Source organism: Candidatus Dedyshia acidiphila, from assembly GCF_051025295.1.
In the GTDB taxonomy this organism is placed as follows: Bacteria; Acidobacteriota; Terriglobia; order Terriglobales; family Acidobacteriaceae; genus KBS-83.
In genome coordinates, this window is record NZ_JBMGJV010000001.1 from 192168 (window position 1) to 205909 (window position 13742).

The following is a 13742-nucleotide window of genomic DNA, read 5'->3' on the forward strand; positions in this document are numbered from 1 at the left end:
CGGAACAAGGCGGGGGCAGGACAACCAAGAGGGCGGCCGATGAACAGCAGTGACAAAGTCAACATCCTGATGGTCGACGACCAGCCAGCGAAGCTGCTCAGCTATGAGGTCATCCTGTCCGATCTGGGAGAGAACCTGATCAGTGCCTCTTCCGGCCGGGAGGCGCTCGATGCCCTGCTCAAAAACGACATCGCTGTGGTCCTGATGGACGTCAGCATGCCCGATATCGACGGCTTCGAGCTGGCGGACATGATCCGTCAGCATCCCCGGTTCCAGAAAACAGCGATCATCTTCATCTCCGGCGTGCACATGTCGGACATGGACCGGATCCGCGGCTACGAGCGCGGCGCCGTGGATTACATCTCCGTGCCGGTCGTGCCGGAGTTGCTGCGCGCCAAGGTGACGGTCTTCGCCGAGCTGCACCGCAAGACCCGGCAGCTCGAGATGCTGAACGAAGAGCTCGAAGCGCGCGTGGCCAGCCGCAACGAGGAGTTGCGGTTGCTGAACCAGAAGCTTCGTCAGCGCGTCACCGAGCTTGAAACCATCATGCAGGTGCTGCCAGTCGGGGTGGCCGTGGCTCAGGACCCGGAGTGCGGTGTCGTTACGGGAAATGCCGCGCTGTCTGAGTTGCAGGGCTTTCTCCGCGGCGCCGAGCCCCACACCGAAGAGGGCCGTCGCGCAGCTGTGTTCGAAAACGTATTCAGTAATGGCGAGGCTCTTCCGCCGGACCAGCTTCCGTTGCAGCGCGCCGCCGCGACCGGGCGGCCCGTCGAGAGCCTGGAACTCGAGGTGCGGGATGCAGACGGCAGCTCCACCTGGCTGCTGAGCAGTGCGGACCCTCTCTTCGATGAGGACGGTTCCGTGCGCGGCGCGGTCGGCGCGTTCTACGACGTGACCAGCCGCAAGCGCATGGAGGACACGTTGCGCGAGCGTGCGGACCTGCTTGAGCTCGCCTCCGAAGCCATCATCGTGCGCGATCTCGAAGGCTGCATCAGTTTCTGGAACTCCGGAGCCGAGATGCTCTATGGCTGGACGCGCCAGGAGGCGCTTGGCCAGAAGCTGCACGACCTGCTGCAGACGGAATTCCCAGACGCGCTCGACCACATCGAGCGGCAGCTCAAGCAGACGCACACCTGGTCCGGCAATGTGAGTCAGCGCACGCGCGACGGGCACGAAGTGATCGTGGCCAGCCGCAAGGCGCTCGACAAGAACGGCAAGGCCGTGCTCGAGATCAACCGAGACATCACCCACCAGAAGCAGGTGGAAGAGACGCTGCGGCGCGCCGAAAAGCTGGCCGCCATGGGACGGGTCGCGGGCATTGTGGCGCACGAGATCAACAACCCGCTCGACGCCGTCACCAATACGTTCTTCCTGCTGCGCGATCATCCTTCGCTCGACGAGGACGGCCGCTACCTGGCACGCATCGGCGAGCAGGAGCTGGCCCGCATTGCGCACATCACGAAACAGACGCTTTCGTTCTATCGCGAGAGCCAGGAACCCGTGCTGCTCTCGCTTACGGACGTGATCGACGACGTGCTGGAGCTGCAGTCCCGCCCCATGCAGTTGAACGGCATCCGGCTCGCGAAGGACTACCGCACTCGCGGCATGATGCACGGGTTCCCCGGCGAGCTGAAGCAGGTCTTCCTCAACCTGATCGGGAACGCGATCCAGGCCACGCCCCCGGGCGGTCGCATTCGCGTGCGGGCGATCGACCCACGCTGGCAGGGCCGCCATGCGGGCACCGCCATCACTATCTGCGACACCGGCTCCGGGATCTCGCCAGAGCACGCTCGACGGCTGTTCGAGCCCTTTTACACCACCAAAGCTGCGAAGGGGACCGGCCTCGGGCTCTGGATCAGCAAGGGCATCATTCAGAAATACGAAGGCACGATTGATTTCCGCAGCCTCAAGCTGTCGACTGGGAATGTGACCTGCTTCCAGATCTTCATTCCCGGGACGATGGCTGCCTTGCGAACACCCGAAGTGCTCGACTACGCAAGGACAGCAGACAGTAAGTGATCACAGGAGTGCAGGTTTTGGGACAGAAGACGATCGTCTTGTGCGTGGATGATGAAGAGAACGCGCTGATGCTGCGTCGGCTGGTACTGGAGAAGTCAGGCTTCGAAGTAGTCACCGCCAACTCCGCCCTGGAGGCGCAGAACGTGCTCGCACAGCGGAGCGTGGACATCATCCTCTCGGATCAGTTGATGCCGGGCATTACGGGCACAGAGTTGGCCCGTACCGTCAAGGCGCGGTATCCGAACATCCCGTTTGTGCTGGTGTCCGGGGTCAACGAAATGCCCGAAGGCATTGAACTGACCGACATGTTCATCTCAAAGCTCGAAGGACCGACCATCCTGATTCAGAAGATCACGGACCTGCTCGCAAGCCTCAAGCTCCTGCAGCCGCGGGTCGCCGACTGCTGACGCGTTTCTCCGGCGTCCGCGCGTTGAGCTAAGCGCGCAGGGCCACGGCGGAGTCAGCGACTGGGTCGAAGTCAGCGGCCGGCCGATACTGCTTCGGCCACCACACGATGAACCGGGCGCCCTCACGGTAGCTGGTGTCGAGCCGGATGGTGCCCCCGTGGCGCAGCACGATCTGCCGCACGGTCCATAACCCCATCCCATTGCCTTGCTCGCCCTTGGTGGAGTGGCCAAATTCAAACAGCGAGGCGACCCGCTCGGGGGAGATCCCATGCCCCTGATCCGTCACCGTCAGTTGAACGCCTTGCGCGGTGCCGTCCAGGTGAAGGCGCACCACACGCCCGGGCTCGGTCGTAGCTTCGCAGGCGTTCCGCGCCAGGTTGAGAATCACCTGCCGCGTCTCTCCCGGAAACGCCTCGACCTCCAGGTCGCCTTCCGATGTCACCTCGAAATGAATGCTGCGATCCAGAATGACTCCACGCAGCAGGAACAGGACCGAGTCTGCAACCGAGCGCAGATTCACCCGCTCCGGTGATCGCGTTTCGCGATGGAACGCCAGCGTTGCATGCGAAATGGTGATGACACGTTGAATCTCGTCCCGACCCATCTCGGCGAGTTTCAGCGTCTCTGGCGAGAGGCCCGGGTCCTTCTGGATCAGGTGCAGCACGTTTTGGATCGCTTCCAGCGGATTCGAGATCTCGTGCGTGATCGCTGCGGACATGCGGCTCCAGTCCTCAACCTTTCGGGCGGCCAGCAGCCGGTCGCGCAGGTTCTGCCGCTCCTGTTCCGTCTCGCTCAGGCGGCGCGCGTAGTCATTGATCGCAAAGCTGATCGAGGATGCGCGGCGAATCAGCATGATGGCAACAAGTGCTGATGCAGCAGCCGTGATGATCGTGGCCCACGCATCGATCCAGAACACCGGAATCCACGTGGTGATCACGTCCATCAAGTGCGTCGAGCCGCATGCCACGATGAAAATCGCGAAGCCCACGACAAACCACACCCAGTCGCGCAGCATGGCACGAAAGGTGCGCTTTGCAATGAACAGAAGTGTGCCGCAGTTACTCGCGTAGCTGAGGAAGATCACGGAGTTGGCGACCACCATCGTCCAGATCAGCCGGGGCGATGCAGCCCAACACACAGCGTGGGGAACAAGTCCGTTCGAATTCATGAGGCCGATCCTGTACAGCGTAGAGAGCCCAGATCGAGATCGAACAGCAAGTGTTCGCTGGCAAGAAATCTAGCCGATACCCCCGGGGGGTGCAAGGCCACGAAGGTGTGTTTGCATCCATGTCGCCATGCCCCGAATGTGGCACGCGGGACCCGCAACAAACGCTTCAAACCTCATTCCTCTCGCTCCTTCGGGATGTGCCGGACACGCGAATGTCACGCCCAGCCTTCCATACGGAGAACAGACCGCATCGCGAAGCGTTACTCTGGTGCCGTGCCGAAGGCTGACCATGCCGAAGTACTCACCGTAGGCGACCACCCGGTGCGCGTCACCCATCCCGAGAAGCTGTACTTCTCGAAAGAAGTGCAGCTCACGAAGCTGGCGCTGGTGCGTTACTACCTGGATGTGGCGGACGGCGCGCTGCGCGGAATCCGCGACCGGCCCATCGTGCTGAAGCGCTTCGTTAACGGAGCGCACGAAGAAGCTTTCTATCAGAAGCGTGCTCCGAACGAGCGCCCCGACTGGATGCGTACCGTAACGCTCTCGTTTCCGTCGGGGCGCACGGCGGAAGAGTGCGTCGTGGACAGCGCAGCGGGTCTCGCCTGGATCGTCAACCTGGGCTGCATCGAACTGCATCCACATCCGGTACGCACTGGCGACCTCGAACATCCCGACGAGCTGCGCATCGATCTCGATCCCGGCCCGGGGGTGACGTGGAGCGATGTGCGCACCGTCTCGCTCACCGTGAAGGAGCTGCTCGAACAGAACGGGTTGCGCGGCTGGCCCAAGACCAGCGGCTCACGCGGCATGCACGTCATCGTTCGCATCGAGCCGCGCTGGAGCTTCACCGAGGTGCGACGCGCCGCGCTGGCGCTGTCCCGCGAGGTGGAGCGAAGGCTGCCGCAGCTCGCCAGCTCCAAGTGGTGGAAGGAGGAGCGCCACGGCGTGTTCCTCGACTACAACCAGAACGCGAAGGATCGCACCACCGCTTCGGCTTACTCCGTACGGCCGCTGCCCGACGCGCGCGTGTCTGCGCCACTGCTGTGGGAGGAGGTGCCGGACTGTGAGCCGGCCGACTTCACGGTGTTGACCATGCCTGCGCGCTTCGCCGCCATCGGCGATCCCCACGCCGGCATCGACGACGCAGTTGGCTCGCTTGAGAGCCTGCTCGACCTCGCAGCGCGTGACGAGGCCTCCGGCCTGGGTGATGCGCCGTGGCCACCGCACTTCCGCAAAATGGAGGGCGAGTCAGCACGGGTAGCGCCGTCACGCGCACGCAGGTCCAAAAGCGCCGCGGGGAAAGCCAGAGGCGCGACAGCCGAAGTCCCGAGCGCCGCAGAGACATCCACGTCCGAGGCCCCGGCCAAGCGCGCACCGCGCAGCAGGATGCCGTTGCTGGTGATTGCGCTCTCGCCCAGCGAAGAGGCCGCGCGAGCCGGGCTCGAACGCTGGAAGCAGCGCCATCCCGATGCGGCGGCTCACCTCGCGGTCGATGATGTGCTGGTCGATCGCATGCGTGGCCGCTCGACGACGTGGACGCGCATTCGCGTTAACCTGCGCCACGTGCCGGAAGGGATGCGGCCGGCGCAGGAGACTCCCGACCCGGACGACGACCCGACGCGCCGCTAGCGGCCGTGCGCGAAGATGCGGCTCAGCTCGTGTGGCGGAACCACCTCGAGCTGGGCGTACGTGCACTCGGCCGGCGATCTGTCACCACGCCAGCGACGAAAATGCGCCATGTGGCGAAAGCGCGCACCCTGCATATGCTCATACGCGACCTCGACCACCAGCTCCGGTCGCAGCGGCTCCCACGAGAGGTCCTTGCCCTGCGACCAGCGGCTCTGACCGCCGGGCATACGGTGCCCTTCAGCTGCAGCCGCGGAGGCCTCGTCCGCCCACGAAGCCCACGGGTGACCCTTCAGTGCATTCTCCCGGTAAGGCGCGAGCATCTCGAGCAGCTCGCGACGCTTTTCCCGGGTGAACGACGCACACACGCCGACATGCTGCAGCGCTCCCGCATCGTTGTACAAACCGAGCAGTAGCGATCCGATCTCCTTGCCTTCGCCTTCCTTGTACCAGCGGAACCCTGCGACCACGCAGTCGCAGTCGCGCTCGTGCTTCACCTTCAGCATGGTGCGCTTGCCAGGCTCGTAGAGCCCGTCCGCGGGCTTTGCGATCACGCCGTCCAAGCCTGCGCCTTCGAAGCGGCCAAACCAGTCCGCAGCGACACCACGCTCGCGTGTCGAGGGAGTGAGGTGCAGTGGTGGGGCGAAGCTTGCGTACAGCTTCGCGAGCCGTGCGTGCCGCTCCGCGAAGGGAGCAGCGCGGAGGTCCTCATCGCCTTCGCACAATAGATCGAACAGAACGAAGGACGCAGGAGTTTCGGCTGCAAGCAGCTTCACGCGAGAGGCCGCCGGATGAATACGTAGCTGTAATGCGTCGAAATCGAGCGCGCCGTTCCGTGCGATGACGATCTCGCCATCCACCACACACCGCGATGGGAGCTGCTCCAGCGGCTTGAGCAGGTCCGGAAAATAGCGATTCAGCGGCTTCTCATCCCGGCTCTGAATCAGGATGTCATCGCGATCGCGAAACACGAGAGCGCGGAAGCCATCCCACTTGGGCTCGAAGAACCAGTCGCCGCCTTTGGGCAGCTCTTCGACACGTTTCGCCAGCATGGGCGGGACAGGAGACTGGACCGGCAGGTTCACGCCCCCCATGCTAAACGGCTCCGAGGGTCGCGTTCGCTGCTTGTGCTCGGAACTGCACCCGGGGTCTCCCCGAGGCTGGTCTGTCCCGATTCGAAACCAATCTGGATGAGATATGCCCCAGAAGTCCAGAAAACAGGTAAATCCGTCTTTGCCGCCGTACCCTTGTTACCAACACAGAGCACAATCTTCACACTCGAAAAAGCGTTGCCAAATTACTGAAGAAAAAGGCTTTCCGAGGGCATTGCGATGTGTACTATCTGACTAAGTCATTCGCATGTTCTGCCCGTAACGAGGCAACCCCGGGCTAGAAAAGAAGAGTGGGCTTACCAGATCGGGCCAGCTTTAAGCGGGATCCGGTACGCACCGCTCCTTAGTACTTTGGGCCACTGCGTCCGAAGTGTTTTAACCAGTCCTGCGCCTGCGCGAAGCTGGTTTTTGTAACGCCTTGACACCGCCCCAGATACAGAAGCGAGACAGCTGCGCTGATCGCTTCGCTCCGCTCAATGCGTTTCTTGCGTCGGCGGACAAGGACAGTTACAAACCGGCCAAAGGCCTTGCAGGAGAAGTTCACTTGTTTCCCGCTCGTACCGCATCCTCCCTCGTTCTTCGTTTCTTTGCTCCGCTCGTCGCACTGCTCTGCGCACCCGCAGCCTTCGCCTCCAATATCACGATCGCCAGTCCGGTCAATGGCACCACGATCAGTTCGCCCATGTGGGTACGCGCCCACAACGTGGGCTGCAACGGTCTGCCGCCCACGGCATTCGGCTACTCCATCGATGGCAGTTCCACTCTCATCCGCGGCGTCAACGCGTTTGACGTCGATCTGACGAATCAGGGCATCGGCGGCGGCACGCACACGCTGCACTTTAAGTCTTGGACCAGCGCCGGCATCTGCCCTGTGGTGAGCACCACATTCAACGTCGGCGGCGGCGGTTCGGCGCCTGCGCCAACCAACACCAGCCCTGCCCCGGCTTCGGTCAGCAGCAGCTACGGGGTCCCCTCCTATGCCCGAGCCAGCTCCGATCTGGACACGGCCGGCAACTGGGCCTGGGAGCATGACGGGGGCACGCCGGGCAGCTCACACGGTTCGACGTCGTTCCCTGCCTACACCGGCTACGATGACTCCCGTCAGCTCTACATGACCTACTCGGACCACGGCGGCGAGCGCTGGCACCTTTCCTGGGGCCGCGATGCGAGCGCCACCCACTTCGTGCTCGACACGTACGTTTACGTGGTGAACCCGGATCAGCTCGCAAACCTTGAGCTCGACATCAACCAGGTGATGGGCAACGGCGAGACCGTGCTGCTGGCCACGCAGTGCTCCAGCTACTCCCACTCCTGGGAGTGGACGTACCAGAGCGGCAACAGACCGCACTGGCACAATTCGAACATCTACTGCAATCCGAAGGGCTGGTCGGCCAAGACCTGGCACCACATCCAGATCGGCATGCACCGCGATAACAACGGCTATGTTGTGCATGACTGGGTCAACTTCGATGGCGGCCACAGCACGTTCTCCGGCGCGGCCGGTTCCGCCGGGCTCTGGCTAGGCTGGGCATCGGGCAGCCTGACCTCAAACGTGCAGCTGGATGGCGCCAACTGGGGCAGTGGCTCAGTGAATGCGTACATCCACAAGCTCACCGTCTATCGCTGGTAGCGAAGCTAACGAAGCATGAAGAGGCCGCCCCGCGGGGCGGCCTCTTCTGTTCGTGTAATCATGGCTACTTCTTCACGGCAGGGCGTGTGTACTCATCGCGCAGGATTGTCTGACGGCTCACCATCGGCGTAGCGACGCCCTCGATGTAGACCTGCTTCACGTCCGTGCGCACGTCGAGCGGATCGCCGTTCGCGACCACCACGTTCGCTGTCTTCCCCTCGTCGAGCGAGCCGAGCTCCTTGTCCACGCCCCAGATTTCGGCAGGTGTGAGCGTGATTGCGCGCAGCGCCTCGTCATACGGCATCCCGTACGCCACCGCCATTCCCGCCACGTACGGCAGGTTGCGGGTGAATTGCGCGCCCGGCTCGCCCCCGGCCGACGCGGACGAGAACGCAACACGGATGCCGCGCTTCGCCATCTCTGCCGGTGTCGTGTAGACGGAGTCATAACGCTCGTTCGCCATGGGGAAGTCGTAGATCGAGCTGAAGACGACCGGCACCTTCCACGACGCGATCTCATCGAGGATTTGCTGCGAATGGCTCGCATGGTTCAGCACGACGTTGAGGTGAAACTCGCGCGCAATGCCCATCGCCACCTCGAGATCATGTCCCTCCGTGGCGCCAAGCACCACCGGCCGCTCACCGGCGAGATACGGCAGCAATGCCTCCTGCTTCAGGTCGCGCTTGGATGAGGGCTCCTCCCCTTTGCGGCCGCCCTTCTCCCAATCGGCATGCTTGCCCTGCCACGTGCGCTGCTTTTCGCCGTAGGCCTGCGCGTCGAGAAACGCTTGCCGCAGTTGCGAAGCGAGCCCCATCCGGGTCTCCGGGAACTTCGTCTGCCCGCGCTGATTGCGCCGCTGTTCCCCGCCGAAGTTCAACGGCAGCGCGCAGTCACGGCGCAGGATCATCTCGTCCCGGTTGGCGCCGGCGAGTTGAATGAAGATGTCCTGCCCGGGCAGCGTGTCGTCCGAAGCCGGCGCGACGATCGCATTCGTGATGCCGTTGAGGCGCGTGATCGGAATGCGCGCCGTTTCTGCATGGAACGCGTCGTAAACGTGCATGTTGGGAAAGATCTCGTCCGAGCGCTCGACCAGGTCACGGTTGGACGGATCGCTCTCGACCTCCACCAGCCCCAGCGCGGTCTCGGAGTCGATCAACCCGGGGTAGACCGTCATCCCGGTGGTGTCGACAACCTCTGCGCCTTTCGGCACATTCACCTTGCCGACCGCGCCCACCGCCGTGATCCTGCCGCCGCTCATCACAACGACGCCGTGCTCGATGGTTCCGTGCGAAACCGTCAGCAGTTTGCCGCCGGTCAGCACAATGGCATGCGCTGCGTCCGCGTGAGTAGGCTTCTTGTCGGCGGCATGGAGGCACGTCGACATCGATGCGAGCACCGCTGCTGCGGCCAATGCGGTGAGTCTGCGCTTACGCCTGGTCAGGTTCTGCTTCATTGCGCGTCTCCATCCTCGGAGCCGAAGCCCTCCGTGTCGCCGTGCATGGCACCCGCGAAATGCGGCGTGCCGAACCCAGGCAGTGTGCTGTCGAAGAACAAGTCGCCATCGATGTAGACCTTCTCCGCGTGCGCGTAGGTGGAGAGCGGATCGGCGCTCCAGACGACCACATCCGCATCCTTGCCCACGTCGAGCGAGCCGACACGATCATCGACACCGATGATCCACGCCGGGGCGAGCGTCACCATGCCCAGCGCCTCTTCTTCCGTTGCGCCGCCGTAGTGGACCATCTTGCCCGCTTCCTGGTTGAGCCGGCGCACCAGGTCATTGCTGTCGCTCTTCAAGGCGACGCGCACGCCTTGCCGCAGGGACATCACGGCGTTCCACGGAATCGCGTCCCACGCTTCGTCTTTGAAGCCCCACCAGTCTGCAAACGTTGCAATGGCAGTTCCATCTTCCGCGAGCTGCGGCGCCACCTTGTAGGCTTCGAGCGCGTGATGGAACGCGCGCAGCTTGTAGCCGTACTCATGCGCCAGCGCTTCCTCGGTCAGCATCTCGTCCGAGCGGTAGCAGTGGATCTGCACGTAGATCTTGCCCTGCAGTACCTCGGAGAGCGCCTCGAGTTTGAGGTCGCGGCGCGGCGCCACAAGGTTCTTTTCGCCGGACTTCACCTTTGCGTTGTAGGCGTCCCACTCGGCCTAATAGGCCTTTGCATCCTCGAATGCCTGGCGCATCACCTCGAAGTTGCCCATGCGAGTGGAGGGCAGTTCGTTGCGGCTTCCGTAGACGCGCTTCGGGTTCTCGCCGCTGGCAAACTTGATCGAGCGCGGCGCATTCGGAAACAGCATCGCCTCACGATCGAGCCCGAACTTATTTTTGATCACCACTGCCTGGCCGCCGATCATGTTGGCGGAGCCGTGCAGCAGCAACTCTGTCGTGACACCGCCCGCGAGCGCCTGGTAAAGCGCCTTATCGCGATTGTCGAAGGCGTCGATCATCATCATCGACGGCGTCACCGGGCTGGTCGCCTCGTTGACATCGTTGTCGAGCGCGGAGTGCGAGTGCGGATCGATGATCCCGGGGGTGACAAACTTGCCCGTTCCATCGATCACGATCGCACCAGCCGGAGCCTTCACGGCGTCGCCTACGCCGGCAATCTTGCCGTCGTGCAGCCACACACTCGCATGCTCGAGCGTGCCGTGGGTCACGGTCATCACAGTGGCATGGGAGATGACGACATCGCTGGCGGGCGAAGTCGTTGGTTGCGCCACAAGCAACGGAGCAGCCAGACATGCGGTCGCAGCGGCGAGCAGCGCGCGCAAGCGGCGTGGAACATGGATCGAGGGTTCTCTTCGGGCCACCAGGTCTCCTGATTTGAGGGGAATCGTGTGCCGAGATCGTATAACAGACCTCCCGATCGAGCTAAGTTCCAGGGTTATCCCGAGGTACACTCACCCCCGCGCCAGTGGCTATACTTGGTAGCCCCATTATGTCTACGCACCTCGACCAGATTCTTCAGCGAACCCGCGCCGATGTGGCGATACGCAAGCAGCAGGTGCCGCTGGCCACGCTTGAGAGCCGCGCGGCGACGCATTGGCCGCGGGGCTTCGCCGCAGCGCTGCGCACCCGCGCGACGCGGGGACCCGCCGTGATCGCCGAACTCAAGAAGGCCTCGCCTTCGAAGGGACTGATCCGTGCAGACTTCAAACCGGCCGCGCTCGCCGCTGAAATGGAGGCGGGCGGAGCCGCCGCCCTGTCCGTCCTCACAGATGAACCGTTCTTTCAGGGCGGTCTCGCGAATCTCGAGGCTGCCTCAAGCGCAACGGCCCTTCCCTGCCTGCGCAAGGACTTCATCGTGGACGAGTACCAGTTGGTGGAAGCACGAGCCAGCCGGGCGGATGCCGTGCTGCTGATTGCGGCGGCGCTGACCGATCCGGAGCTGGAACAGCTGACCGCGCGCGCCCATGCTCTCCTGCTCGACGTGCTCTGCGAGGTTCACAGCGCGGAGGAGGCGCGCCGGGTTCGGCACCTTGGCTGTGATCTGGTGGGCGTGAACAATCGTGACCTGCGCACCTTCGAAGTACGGCTCGAGACATCGCTCGAGCTCGTCTCGGAGCTCCCCAGCCAGACAGTGCTCGTCTCGGAGAGTGGCATCGCGCACCCTGACGATTACCGCCGGTTGCATTCTGCGGGCTACACCGCCTTTCTCATCGGAGAAACCTTCATGCGCCAACCTGCACCCGGCCAGGCGCTTGCCGACTGGATCGCCGCAGCGCACCTCGCCTCCGGCAGCACCGTACCCGCCTAATTCGCCATGTGGATCAAGATCTGCGGAAACACTAGCCTCGCGGACGCACAGCAGGCAGCCAGTGCCGGTGCCAGTGCACTCGGCTTCATCTTCGCTCCCAGCCCGCGTCGCGTCAGCGTCGACCAGGTCCGTGCGATCACGCCGCACCTTCCGCGCAATGTGGAGCGCTTTGGCGTCTTCAGCGATGCCAGCTTTGAAGAGATCATCACCAGCGTGGATCTGGCTGGATTGAACGGCATCCAGCTCCATCGCAACCACGATCCAGAGCTCCCCAATCGCCTGCGCGCGCACTACACCGCGCAACGCCATCCGGAGCCGATCAGCATCGTCGCCGTCGTCCACTTCACCGGCAATATCGACCAGCAGCTTGCCAACGTTGTCAGCAGTCCGGCAGTCGACGCGGTACTGATCGACTCGCGCACGGCGACCGCTTACGGCGGCACCGGCACACGCTATGACTGGGAGGCCGCACGCCCGACCTTCCTGAAGCTGAGCCAGCGCACCCGCATGATCGCCGCGGGCGGCATGACCCCGGAGAGCATTGGCGAGGCTATCCAGACACTCGAACCCTGGGGTGTGGACGTGGTGAGCGGCGTCGAGGGCGCGCCTGGCCGCAAAGACCCCATGCGGGTCACCGCGTTCATTCGCAACGCACGTCAGGCCTTTGCCGCGCTCGAAGCGCCGATGCGGACCGGCCGGCAGAACGGCTGACAGGGCGGTACTCTAGCAGGACAGAGGATCGCGCATGGACTCGCAGACCGCGTCGCAACCACTCCCCCAGACCACCTCGCGCCCCGGCCGCTTCGGCGACTACGGCGGCCGCTACGTGCCAGAGACACTGATGGCCGCGCTCGAAGAGCTGGAGGCTGCCTACGCCTCGGCCAGCCGCGATGCCATCTTCCGCGCCGAGCTGGACGCGCTGCTGCGCGACTACGCCGGGCGCCCCACACCGCTCTACTTCGCCCCGCGGCTTACGGAAAAGCTGGGCGGCGCCAAGATCTACCTCAAGCGCGAAGACCTGCTGCACACCGGTGCGCACAAGATCAATAACTGCCTCGGCCAGGGACTGCTCGCGCAGCGCATGGGCAAGCGCCGCATCATCGCCGAAACAGGGGCGGGCCAGCACGGCGTCGCCACCGCCACGGTGTGCGCCCTGCTCGGACTCGAGTGCGTCGTCTACATGGGCGAAGAAGACATGCGGCGGCAGGAGTTGAACGTCTACCGCATGCGCCTGCTTGGCGCCGAAGTGCGCGGTGTTTCCTCCGGCTCGAAGACGCTGAAGGACGCGATCAACGAAGCTATGCGCGATTGGGTCACGCACGTCCGCACGACACACTATCTGCTCGGCAGCGTGCTCGGCGCGCACCCGTACCCGACCATGGTGCGCGACTTCCACCGCATCACAGGGGAGGAGATTCGGCGACAGCTCCTCGAGAAGGAAGACCGCCTGCCCACCGCGATCATCGCGTGCGTCGGTGGCGGCTCGAATGCCATGGGCGCGTTTTTCGACTTCGTACGCGATCCGCAGGTCCGGCTCATCGGTGTCGAGGCTGGTGGCCGCTCGACCGAACTCGGTGCACACGCGGCACGCTTCGCGGGTGGCACACCGGGTGTGCTGCAGGGTACCTTTTCCTACGTGCTGCAGGACGATCATGGCCAAGTGTCGCTGACCCACTCCGTCTCCGCCGGCCTGGACTACGCCTCGATCGGACCGGAGCACGCCGCCCTGCATGACTCGGGCCGCGCCGAGTACACCTCGGCCACCGACGAGCAGGCGCTCGACGCAACCGTGCTGCTGTCGCGGACGGAAGGCATCGTGCCCGCGCTCGAAAGTGCACACGCAGTGGCCGAAGCCATCCGTCTTGCGCCCACCATGTCGAGCGAAGATCTGCTAGTGATCAACGTCTCCGGCCGCGGCGATAAGGACATGGGCATCCTCTCCCGAGAGCTGCACCTGGACGGCGCACACTAGGCCTGGTGCTGGATACAACGACGAGAGGGCCTCCTTATGGAGGCCCT

Annotated in this window: 12 protein-coding genes and 1 pseudogene; 8 read left to right on the plus strand and 5 right to left on the minus strand. The window is 63.8% G+C overall.

Features of this window, described 5'->3' with window-relative positions; all coding sequences use genetic code 11:
- Positions 1-39: 39 nt before the first annotated feature.
- The 3 genes and pseudogenes from AC5IJH_RS00805 to AC5IJH_RS00815 form a co-directional block, all read left to right on the plus strand.
- Positions 40-522, plus strand: a pseudogene (locus tag AC5IJH_RS00805) (response regulator); the annotation flags it as partial.
- Positions 523-546: 24 nt separating this feature from the next.
- Entirely contained in the window at positions 547-2019 is a 1473-nt protein-coding gene (locus AC5IJH_RS00810) for a PAS domain S-box protein (RefSeq protein WP_491900917.1), read from the plus strand.
- A 17-nt stretch (positions 2020-2036) separates the two neighbouring features.
- Positions 2037-2426, plus strand: coding sequence for a response regulator (locus AC5IJH_RS00815; RefSeq protein ID WP_491900877.1), 390 nt, complete (start codon positions 2037-2039; stop codon positions 2424-2426).
- A 28-nt stretch (positions 2427-2454) separates the two neighbouring features.
- On the opposite strand, the gene AC5IJH_RS00820 is transcribed toward AC5IJH_RS00815, so the two are convergent.
- Complete coding sequence (locus AC5IJH_RS00820) at positions 2455-3594, minus strand: sensor histidine kinase (RefSeq protein ID WP_491900878.1); 1140 nt, start codon at positions 3592-3594, stop codon at positions 2455-2457.
- Positions 3595-3867: 273 nt separating this feature from the next.
- Here AC5IJH_RS00820 and AC5IJH_RS00825 point away from each other — a divergent pair, with 273 nt between their 5' ends.
- A complete protein-coding gene (locus AC5IJH_RS00825) occupies positions 3868-5223 on the plus strand; it encodes a DNA polymerase domain-containing protein (RefSeq protein WP_491900879.1) in 1356 nt (451 codons plus the stop codon).
- Here the strand turns inward: AC5IJH_RS00825 and AC5IJH_RS00830 are convergent.
- Positions 5220-6305 (minus strand): ATP-dependent DNA ligase, encoded by a 1086-nt coding sequence (locus AC5IJH_RS00830; protein WP_491900880.1) that lies wholly within the window; start codon positions 6303-6305, stop codon positions 5220-5222. The two genes, AC5IJH_RS00825 and AC5IJH_RS00830, sit on opposite strands and share 4 nt — an antisense overlap.
- A gap of 571 nt (positions 6306-6876) precedes the next feature.
- Between AC5IJH_RS00830 and AC5IJH_RS00835 the strand changes: the two genes are divergently transcribed.
- Positions 6877-7962, plus strand: coding sequence for a hypothetical protein (locus tag AC5IJH_RS00835; RefSeq protein ID WP_491900881.1), 1086 nt, complete (start codon positions 6877-6879; stop codon positions 7960-7962).
- A 64-nt stretch (positions 7963-8026) separates the two neighbouring features.
- Here the strand turns inward: AC5IJH_RS00835 and AC5IJH_RS00840 are convergent, their stop codons facing one another.
- From AC5IJH_RS00840 to AC5IJH_RS00850, 3 genes are read right to left on the minus strand one after another with little or no spacing between them, the layout of a single operon-like run.
- Complete coding sequence (locus AC5IJH_RS00840) at positions 8027-9415, minus strand: amidohydrolase family protein (RefSeq protein ID WP_491900882.1); 1389 nt, start codon at positions 9413-9415, stop codon at positions 8027-8029.
- Positions 9412-10086: an amidohydrolase family protein gene (locus AC5IJH_RS00845; protein WP_491900883.1), complete on the minus strand. Its 675-nt coding sequence runs from the start codon at positions 10084-10086 to the stop codon at positions 9412-9414. Before AC5IJH_RS00845 ends, AC5IJH_RS00840 begins: the two co-directional genes overlap by 4 nt.
- Positions 10087-10113: 27 nt before the next feature.
- On the minus strand, positions 10114-10776 hold the full coding sequence (locus AC5IJH_RS00850; protein ID WP_491900884.1) for an amidohydrolase family protein: 663 nt from the start codon (positions 10774-10776) through the stop codon (positions 10114-10116).
- A 128-nt stretch (positions 10777-10904) separates the two neighbouring features.
- On the opposite strand from AC5IJH_RS00850, the gene trpC reads away from it, so the two are divergent.
- The 3 genes from trpC to trpB are packed head-to-tail and all read left to right on the plus strand — an operon-like array spanning position 10905 to position 13695.
- Positions 10905-11723, plus strand: a complete 819-nt coding sequence (gene trpC / locus AC5IJH_RS00855; protein ID WP_491900885.1) for an indole-3-glycerol phosphate synthase TrpC — start codon at positions 10905-10907, stop codon at positions 11721-11723.
- A gap of 6 nt (positions 11724-11729) precedes the next feature.
- Complete coding sequence (locus AC5IJH_RS00860; protein ID WP_491900886.1) at positions 11730-12434, plus strand: phosphoribosylanthranilate isomerase; 705 nt, start codon at positions 11730-11732, stop codon at positions 12432-12434.
- Positions 12435-12468: 34 nt separating this feature from the next.
- On the plus strand, positions 12469-13695 hold the full coding sequence (gene trpB, locus AC5IJH_RS00865) for a tryptophan synthase subunit beta (protein WP_491900887.1): 1227 nt from the start codon (positions 12469-12471) through the stop codon (positions 13693-13695).
- Positions 13696-13742 lie beyond the last annotated feature (47 nt).

What these genes read in the sequence shown, in the direction of transcription:
- AC5IJH_RS00810 (WP_491900917.1), top strand. Translation starts at nt 547, where the DNA reads ATGCAGGTGCTGCCAGTCGGGGTGGCCGTGGCTCAGGACCCGGAGTGC.
- AC5IJH_RS00820 (WP_491900878.1), bottom strand. Translation starts at nt 3,594, where the DNA reads ATGAATTCGAACGGACTTGTTCCCCACGCTGTGTGTTGGGCTGCATCG.
- AC5IJH_RS00840 (WP_491900882.1), bottom strand. Translation starts at nt 9,415, where the DNA reads ATGAAGCAGAACCTGACCAGGCGTAAGCGCAGACTCACCGCATTGGCC.
- trpC (WP_491900885.1), top strand. Translation starts at nt 10,905, where the DNA reads ATGTCTACGCACCTCGACCAGATTCTTCAGCGAACCCGCGCCGATGTG.
- AC5IJH_RS00860 (WP_491900886.1), top strand. Translation starts at nt 11,730, where the DNA reads ATGTGGATCAAGATCTGCGGAAACACTAGCCTCGCGGACGCACAGCAG.
- trpB (WP_491900887.1), top strand. Translation starts at nt 12,469, where the DNA reads ATGGACTCGCAGACCGCGTCGCAACCACTCCCCCAGACCACCTCGCGC.